This window comes from Candidatus Omnitrophota bacterium (assembly GCA_016929445.1).
Lineage (GTDB): Bacteria > Omnitrophota > Gorgyraeia > JAFGIU01 > JAFGIU01 > JAFGIU01.
Genome location: JAFGIU010000115.1, coordinates 1 through 6,973 on the forward strand (window position 1 = coordinate 1; position 6,973 = coordinate 6,973).

Consider the following 6,973-nt stretch of genomic DNA (forward strand, 5'->3'; position numbering starts at 1 on the left):
AAGTAAAACTGGTTGTAGACATCCTTCTGAATTTCTACCCCAAAAGGCACTTTGAAAAAGGTATCCGCCCAGGAGGCCCAGAGATCGGTACTCACAAGCTGCGCATAGCCGTAAGCGCTCGCATGCTCTCCGAAAAGCTCTCGTGTCGGCACAAAGTTCCCGCTCACCGCCCATCGTTGTCCCCAACTCTTGAGCCCCAATCCAACGGAGGAATCCAGACTGCTGGTGCTATTCGGATTCAAACTCTCATGCATGCGCTCGCTCGCCGCTTCCCGCATCCGGCGCACAACCCCGCTCTCCTGGACTGAAGGAGCAAAGACTGCACCCGAAACATCCTGAAAACTGTAAGCCTGCACGTCCAATGCCAAGTGGCTGCCTGCCACGCTTCCCAAATTGACTTCCACAGTCTCGCGCTGTTCTTCGAGTGCGTCGCTCGCATCGGAAAGACTCGTCAACATCCATGACGGTGCTTGGAGCCGGTTCGAGGGACTGTGCTGGGGCTTAGGCACCCTAGGTCCTTCGAGCTCGGACAGAGGAAGGAACAGCGAAGGCTCATACCGCGTTTCAGTTGAGGCCCGTGCAATACGCGGATGGCGGACAATTGTACTTGAACCCACCTGCTCTACAACTGAAGGTTCCAGAGCAGGCGAGTTAAGAGTATTGCTGGAGGACGAAAGTAATTCCGGTGAAAGAGATGCGCAATCCGCGAATTTGGCCAGAATAGGCGGACTGGAAGTAAATGCAGCGGACCCATGGACTGACTGAAATCCCAGGGTAATGCCGGATATAAGGAAAAGAACCCCGAAAAACCGGAGCCTCTTAAGATATGTCTCTGGGTGATGAGCCACTGTAAATCCTTTTCATCACCACAGACGCCACTAATTCCCCACAACCGTTTTACACCAAGCCCAGGGCTTTGTCTACGTGGGAAAATAAAAAAGTGATTGTCTGGCTCAGAACAAGACAAATAGGCTTCAAATATGTAACATTACTCTCAGCAACATGTTGCGATAAAAACAAAGCACAGCGGTCTTGATATCAAAGAAGACCAAGGCAACCGGCCTCAACACCGTGGCACTGCCGGATTCTGCCACTGTGCCTACAAAAACCGCCAATCCCCAGGCAAGACAAAAGAATAGCGCGTCCATCAAAAAGCCTTTTGTGGTATATAGTGCTTAGATATGACGCTCAAAGTCCTCTCCCCATTCCTGATTCTTTTCCTGGCCAATCCCGCCATCCAGCCCGCAACTGCGCAAGAAACACCCTTACAGATCGTCGAGTTCGTGAACGGCCGGGCTGTTCAGACCAGAGTCGAGGCCCAAATTGCCTATACCGCCAAGGAGCGTTACCAGGGGCTTAGCGGCCGGGAGTTTTTGGACGAGGGCCAGGGCATGATCTTTGTCTACGACGCGGAACAGTTCGCCACCTTCACAATGCGCGGAATGCAGTTTGCAATCGACATGATTTTTGTGAAGAGTTCCGGCAAGGTTGCCGGCATTGTGCATGAGGCCACACCCTGCCGGGAAGAACCCTGCCCTACTTACCGCTCTCCTGAAAAAATTCGCTGGGTTTTGGAAGTGCCGGCCGGATATGCCGCTGCCAATGGGATCACCTCCGAATCCCAAATGGTGCTTGCAGAGTTCTCCAAATAAGAAGTAATCGTTCTGTCAGTCGCTCCATGCAAAGCGCAGGATCGCGCCCAGGGCTTTGACCCCATCCACCCAGGTGATCTTTTTGCCCTCTTCATAAGAGCGGCCGGCATAGGTGATGGGGACTTCATAGATGCGGCATTTGAGGCGGGCGAGTTTGGCCACGATTTCCGGCTCGCAGCGGAAGTCGCGCGACTTCAGTTCAATTTGGCGGGCGATTTCGGTCTTCATCACCTTGTACCCCACCTCCATGTCGTTGAGGTTGAGGTTGGTAGTCATGTTAGAGAGAAGGGTGAGCGCTTTATTTCCCACAAAATGCCAGAAGAAGTGAACGCGCTGGGCCTCGCCCGTGAAGCGCGAACCCATGACCGCATCAGCCCGGCCGTCCTCAATGGGCGCGAGAAGCTTGGGATAATCCGAAGGATCATATTCCAAGTCCGCATCTTGAATGATAATCACATCCCCGGTCGCCTCTTTGAATCCGGTACACAACGCAGCGCCCTTGCCCTGGTTGTGCGTGTGCTTGATGAGCCGGATCCGGCCGTCCCCGTAATTCTCCACAATGGACACAGTCTCATCCACAGAACCGTCGTCCACGACAATGACTTCGAGCTCATAGCCCGTACCCATCACGCGGTCCAGAATTGTGCGGATTGTGGCGGCTTCGTTGTAGGCAGGAATGATCACAGAAAGTTTCATGGTTGAGGTCTCATGGTGTTTGAGATTCTGGCTTTTAGACAACTGAACCAAAAACGGTAGGGTTTTAGGAGCCGCTTCCAAGCCGCCTCTTCGGAATCGCGGCCACGATCCAAACCCACAGTGGGCTGCAAACACAGGGCGCGCCCAAAGGCCTTGCGCGCCCCGTCAAACTCGCGCTCATCCATCCAGAGCACGCCGATACTATACCATTCGTAAGCCTTTCTCCGCCTCAAAAGCCCGTGCGTGATTCCCTGTCGCCGGCAGGGTTGGATCTTGTCGAGGGCGAGCAGATGCCCGTCAGCCACAGCCACAGGGTCGTTCCCTATATTGGTTTCATGCCGTCGGTACACAGAGAGAGCTTCCTCCAAAAAGCGGTAGGGGTGATGCTCGGCGACTCGTACCCAATAATCCCAGTCCTCGCACACACGCATGCCCTCGTCAAAAAGAATTCCTTCAACCAATGAGCGGCGCAGCACCACCGCGCAGGTGGCCAAGAAATCGCACTCCACAAAGAGCCGGTAGCTGCATTCTCTATCCGAGTGCGGTCTCTTCTTGGGCTCGGTGATGTGCCGGTTATCCTCTCCAATCTTCTCCACATAAGTGAGAGCCCCGACCAAAGCAATGTCCGGGGAGGAATCAAAGACAGCCAAATGCTTTTCGAGTTTTTCCGGGAGCCAGAGATCGTCGTCATCCAAGAAGGCAATGAACTCGCCATTGGCCTGCTGCAGGCCGAAATTCCTGGCTGCGGAGACCCCGTAATGGGGGCGATTGTGAAAATGAATGCGCGAATCCCGGGCGGCCAATTCCCCGGCTGCAGCGCAAAGTTCCGCGCTGGCGCCGTCACCGATAAGGAGAAGCTCCCAGTCCGGGAGGGTTTGCGCCTGCACACTGAAAACAGCCTGCTGCAGAAGCTCGACTCGATCCCGGGTGGGCAGGATCACACTGACCTTGGGCATTGAATTATCTTTCGTGCGCGCTAGAACTGCTGGTCGATGATCCCGGCCTCAAGCCACTTGTACTCATCGTCCAGGATCCCGTCCGCAATCTTCCTGGCCTGGGAATCGCTATTGTCCCAATGGTCTTCAAAGAGGCGCTCTACGCGGCGGCGGGAATCCCGGCAAAAAAGATCCGCCAGCTTAAGAGCCTCTTTGGCGTGTTCCCTTTTGTCGATGCGGGACTTGGCCAGAGCAATAGTAGAGGCCATGGCAAAGAGCTCGGTACCCACATCCATTAGGCGGAAGAGGATGCGCTGCCGCTTTTCCAGCTTGGCCTGGTACACCATGCAGTTATGGAAGAGCGCCCGGGCCAAACGATGGCTGGTGCGTTCCACATAGCGCAGGTGATGGCCGAGAAGACTGCCCTGCTTTTGATGTTTGGGCCAGAAGGTCCAGTTAAGCCAGCGTCGCGGATACCAATTCGCATAAAAGGCCGCCGCCTTCTTAAAGGCTGATGCCTTTTCCTTGGCCGAGGCTTTGGGATTCATGAGGGGCATGGCCAGACTCAGGTGAGCATCCAGAGCCTCGCGCGCAAGAAAGAGGTGGAGGATCTCAGTCGTGCCTTCAATGATGCGGTTGATGCGCGTGTCGCGCAGGATGCGTTCCACCGGGTAGCACTTCTCCCCGCGTCCTTTGAGGGACTTGGCGGTTTCATAACCGCGGCCGCCCCGGAGTTGCATGCAGTCATCGGCAATACGCCAGGAGGTTTCCGTGCAAAACAGCTTGGCCATTCCCGCTTCCAGACGGATATCGGCCTGGCCTTCATCCACCATGGCCGAGGTCCACCAAGTCACGGCATCCATGGCAAAACAATCGGCAGCCATACGCGCCAGAGTCACGCCTACATTCTCGTGCCGGCCCACAGCGCTGCCCCACTGGAAGCGCTCCCCGCACCACTCGCGGCTAATGCGCAAACACATCTTACCGATGCCCACACAGGCGGCAGGCACCGTGAGGCGGCCGATATTGAGAGTGGTGAGGGCGAGCTTCAGCCCCTTACCCTCTTCCCAGATCATGTTCTCGGCAGGGACCTTCACATCCTTGAAACGCAACACGCCGTTCGAAATTCCGCGAATCCCCATAAACTCGCAACGGTGCGCGGTCTCAAAACCGGGCATCCCCTTTTCCACAATAAAAGCCGTGATTTGCTTTTTCTCGCGGCCGTTCACGATTTTCGGCGGGGTCTGGGCCATCACAACAAGGATGTCCGCATCCGGGCCATTGGTACACCATAGCTTTTCACCGTTGATGAGGTAGTACTTGCCGTCTTCGACCGGGACCGCCGTGGTCTTCATTTGGGCGGGATCTGAGCCCACATCCACTTCCGTGAGCGCAAAAGCCGAGACAGCTCCTTGGCTGAAACGGGGCAGAAATTTCTTCTTCTGCTCGTCTGTTCCAAAAAGTTTGAGGGGTTGAGGCACACCGATGGATTGATGCGCTGAAAGCCAAACGGAGGTGGAGCCGCAATAGGTGGCAACCGCGCTAATGGCCCGGTTGTAATTGACTTGGGAGAGGCCGAGCCCGCCGTACTCCTTGCTGATCTTCATTCCAAAGCAGCCCAGCGCTGCAAGGCCCTTCACGTTTTCAGCGGGCAAATGTCCGGTGCGGTCGACTTCGTCGGCGTCCAGATTTTCCTTCAGATATTTTTCAAGGCGGGCAATGAATTCGTCGCCCTCGCGCTTATCCTCCAGGGATTGCTCTGGATAGGGAAACATCATGTCCCAACGCGGCTGCCCTAAAAACAAGTCGGCCACAAAACTCGGAGATTCCCATTCCTCTTGGCGCGCGTCTTCGGCCACTTCCATGGCCTGACGCTTGCCCTCTTCCATGCCCCCATGGATGATCGAGCCCACAATACACCTCCCCCTTTGGAACTGGCGCTAAGAATAATCCGGAAAACTTGCCTTTCATTATAGCGGTGTCAGGCACCGGTGTCAGGCACCGGTGTCAGGCACTGGTGCCAGGCACCGGTGCCTGGCACCGTGCCTTAAGCAATGTCCGGAGTTTTTCGAGGGGCAAACCCACCACATTGGAGTAAGAACCCACGATGCTTTCGGCGATATCGCCTTCTTGAATGGCATAAGCCCCGGCTTTGTCGAGCACATGGACTTGCTTCACGTAGTGGTCGATGAACGCGGGTGTGAGGCGGTGAAACTTCACGCGGGTGCGCTCATAATCCATTAGCACATGCCCGGTCACCAAATCCCGCAGCGCCAATCCGGTGTAAACATAATGGCTCTTGCCGGACATGGCTTGCAGCAGACGCTTGGCGTGGGCCAGACTCTTGGGCTTCCCCAGAACCCTGCCCTCGAAGTACACAATCGTATCCGCACCCAGAACCCAGCCTTTCTTGGCCGGCACCCGGGCCTCCAAAGCCTTGCCCAAGGCATGCCGCTTGACCAAGTCACTGGGCCTTCCCTTTTCATGCGGCGCTTCGTGGTAGGTGGAGGACACCACGCGAAAAGGCATCTTAAGTTCTTTAATGAGCACGCGTCGTCTGGGGGATTGGCTCGCTAAGTAAATCACTCGTCCGCCGGCCTCGCGTTGAAAAGAGGGATTTCTTCCGCCGGATAGTAAGACCGTTTGGTCCAGGTCACAGAGTCCAATCCCGAATCGTCCATGGCATTGATCCACGGGTAGGGCTCCATTTCGCGGCAAAACTCCCTAAATAGAAAAGCGGCCGCGCCCTTGCATTCTAAATCCGTGATTTCGAAAAGCACACAAAAGACATCCGGGTTGAGTTCAAATCCAAAACTAAAGCCCGCCAACTCGCCTTTGACCCGAACGCACCGGCCCAACAATCCGAGCTCCTGCACGCTCTCCAGCGCCCGTTTCAAGGCAATCCCCTGATCCTCCAGAAGTCCTGCGGCAATGGGATCCTGGAGCCGGGCCTTCTTCTGTAAAACCCACTTTTCGTATAAGGCCCGAACAGCCTCCCGGTCTTCGCCGCAGTACGGCGCATACACAGGCTCCAAAGCCTCAAACTGATGGCACAGATTGCGCTTGGATTCATAACGCCGCCCATGAAGCTCTGCCAGATCTTTCCGCTCGTAAAGAAACTCGACCCCTTTCGGATACACCTCCCAACCCAGGGCCTCAAAGCTCCGGCAATCGGTCTCCAAAAGATTCTCCAAGCGCGCGCTCGAACCTGCGCCCATGCCTTCCAACTCAAACGCGCACTGCTGCAAAATCAAATCCCTCTCACCGCCACCCAAGGGCGGCAATGGCATAAAGGCGCAGTTCCCGTTTGAGGCAAACAGACAAAGCGCGCCCTGGACCAGCTTCCACTCAAAACAATACAGATCCTGCCAAAGCCACAGACTCACAAAAGAATAGGCGGATACGCGCGGCGCCCCTTCGCGCAGCAGCCGCTGCATCCAGTGACGATCCTCAAGACTCAAGGGATTGAGCCCGCGCACATCCGGAAGACCCCGGAGTCCGGGCAACCGCTCGAGGAGTTCAATATCATTGGGATAGAAACCGGCGTCAAACACCAGACGCGGGTCAACCCGAAGCCGCTCAAAGCCTCGGGGCGATTGCAGTTCCCGGAGCAACTCCTCCTGGGCAGCACGCGCAAATTGCAACCCCCCGTCTGCGCTAAGGCGCTCCGCAACATAGCGGCAGTTCCGG

At 56.0% G+C, this 6,973-nt stretch carries 8 protein-coding genes; 1 reads left to right on the top strand and 7 read right to left on the bottom strand.

All coding sequences use genetic code 11. From position 1 onward, the window contains the following. Positions 1-509: hypothetical protein (locus JW937_09115; protein ID MBN1587567.1), on the bottom strand; the 509-nt coding region annotated here is incomplete at its 3' end. A 465-nt stretch (positions 510-974) separates the two neighbouring features. Then, entirely contained in the window at positions 975-1,148 is a 174-nt protein-coding gene (locus tag JW937_09120; GenBank protein MBN1587568.1) for a hypothetical protein, read from the bottom strand. 33 nt (positions 1,149-1,181) lie between these two features. Here JW937_09120 and JW937_09125 point away from each other — a divergent pair, with 33 nt between their 5' ends. Continuing rightward, a complete protein-coding gene (locus JW937_09125) occupies positions 1,182-1,652 on the top strand; it encodes a DUF192 domain-containing protein (protein MBN1587569.1) in 471 nt (156 codons plus the stop codon). Positions 1,653-1,667: 15 nt separating this feature from the next. Here the strand turns inward: JW937_09125 and JW937_09130 are convergent, their stop codons facing one another. The 5 genes from JW937_09130 to JW937_09150 all read right to left on the bottom strand — a co-directional run. Next, positions 1,668-2,348, bottom strand: a complete 681-nt coding sequence (locus JW937_09130) for a glycosyltransferase family 2 protein (protein ID MBN1587570.1) — start codon at positions 2,346-2,348, stop codon at positions 1,668-1,670. Further along, positions 2,345-3,304, bottom strand: coding sequence for a glycosyltransferase family 2 protein (locus JW937_09135; GenBank protein ID MBN1587571.1), 960 nt, complete (start codon positions 3,302-3,304; stop codon positions 2,345-2,347). Before JW937_09135 ends, JW937_09130 begins: the two co-directional genes overlap by 4 nt. Before the next feature lie 20 nt (positions 3,305-3,324). Beyond that, on the bottom strand, positions 3,325-5,172 hold the full coding sequence (locus JW937_09140) for an acyl-CoA dehydrogenase family protein (GenBank protein ID MBN1587572.1): 1,848 nt from the start codon (positions 5,170-5,172) through the stop codon (positions 3,325-3,327). A 118-nt stretch (positions 5,173-5,290) separates the two neighbouring features. Further along, positions 5,291-5,833 carry a septum formation protein Maf gene (gene maf, locus JW937_09145; GenBank protein MBN1587573.1) on the bottom strand — a complete coding sequence of 181 codons (543 nt, stop codon included), beginning with the start codon at positions 5,831-5,833 and terminating at the stop codon, positions 5,291-5,293. A gap of 32 nt (positions 5,834-5,865) precedes the next feature. Then, positions 5,866-6,973, bottom strand: a 1,108-nt coding sequence (locus tag JW937_09150) for a DUF2156 domain-containing protein (protein ID MBN1587574.1), incomplete at its 5' end; no start/stop codon positions are given.

Bases quoted from the DNA above. Each gene is read 5' to 3' on its own strand.
- JW937_09125 (MBN1587569.1), top strand. From the start codon at position 1,182: ATGACGCTCAAAGTCCTCTCCCCATTCCTGATTCTTTTCCTGGCCAAT.
- JW937_09135 (MBN1587571.1), bottom strand. From the start codon at position 3,304: ATGCCCAAGGTCAGTGTGATCCTGCCCACCCGGGATCGAGTCGAGCTT.
- JW937_09130 (MBN1587570.1), bottom strand. From the start codon at position 2,348: ATGAAACTTTCTGTGATCATTCCTGCCTACAACGAAGCCGCCACAATC.
- JW937_09140 (MBN1587572.1), bottom strand. From the start codon at position 5,172: ATGGAAGAGGGCAAGCGTCAGGCCATGGAAGTGGCCGAAGACGCGCGC.
- JW937_09120 (MBN1587568.1), bottom strand. From the start codon at position 1,148: ATGGACGCGCTATTCTTTTGTCTTGCCTGGGGATTGGCGGTTTTTGTA.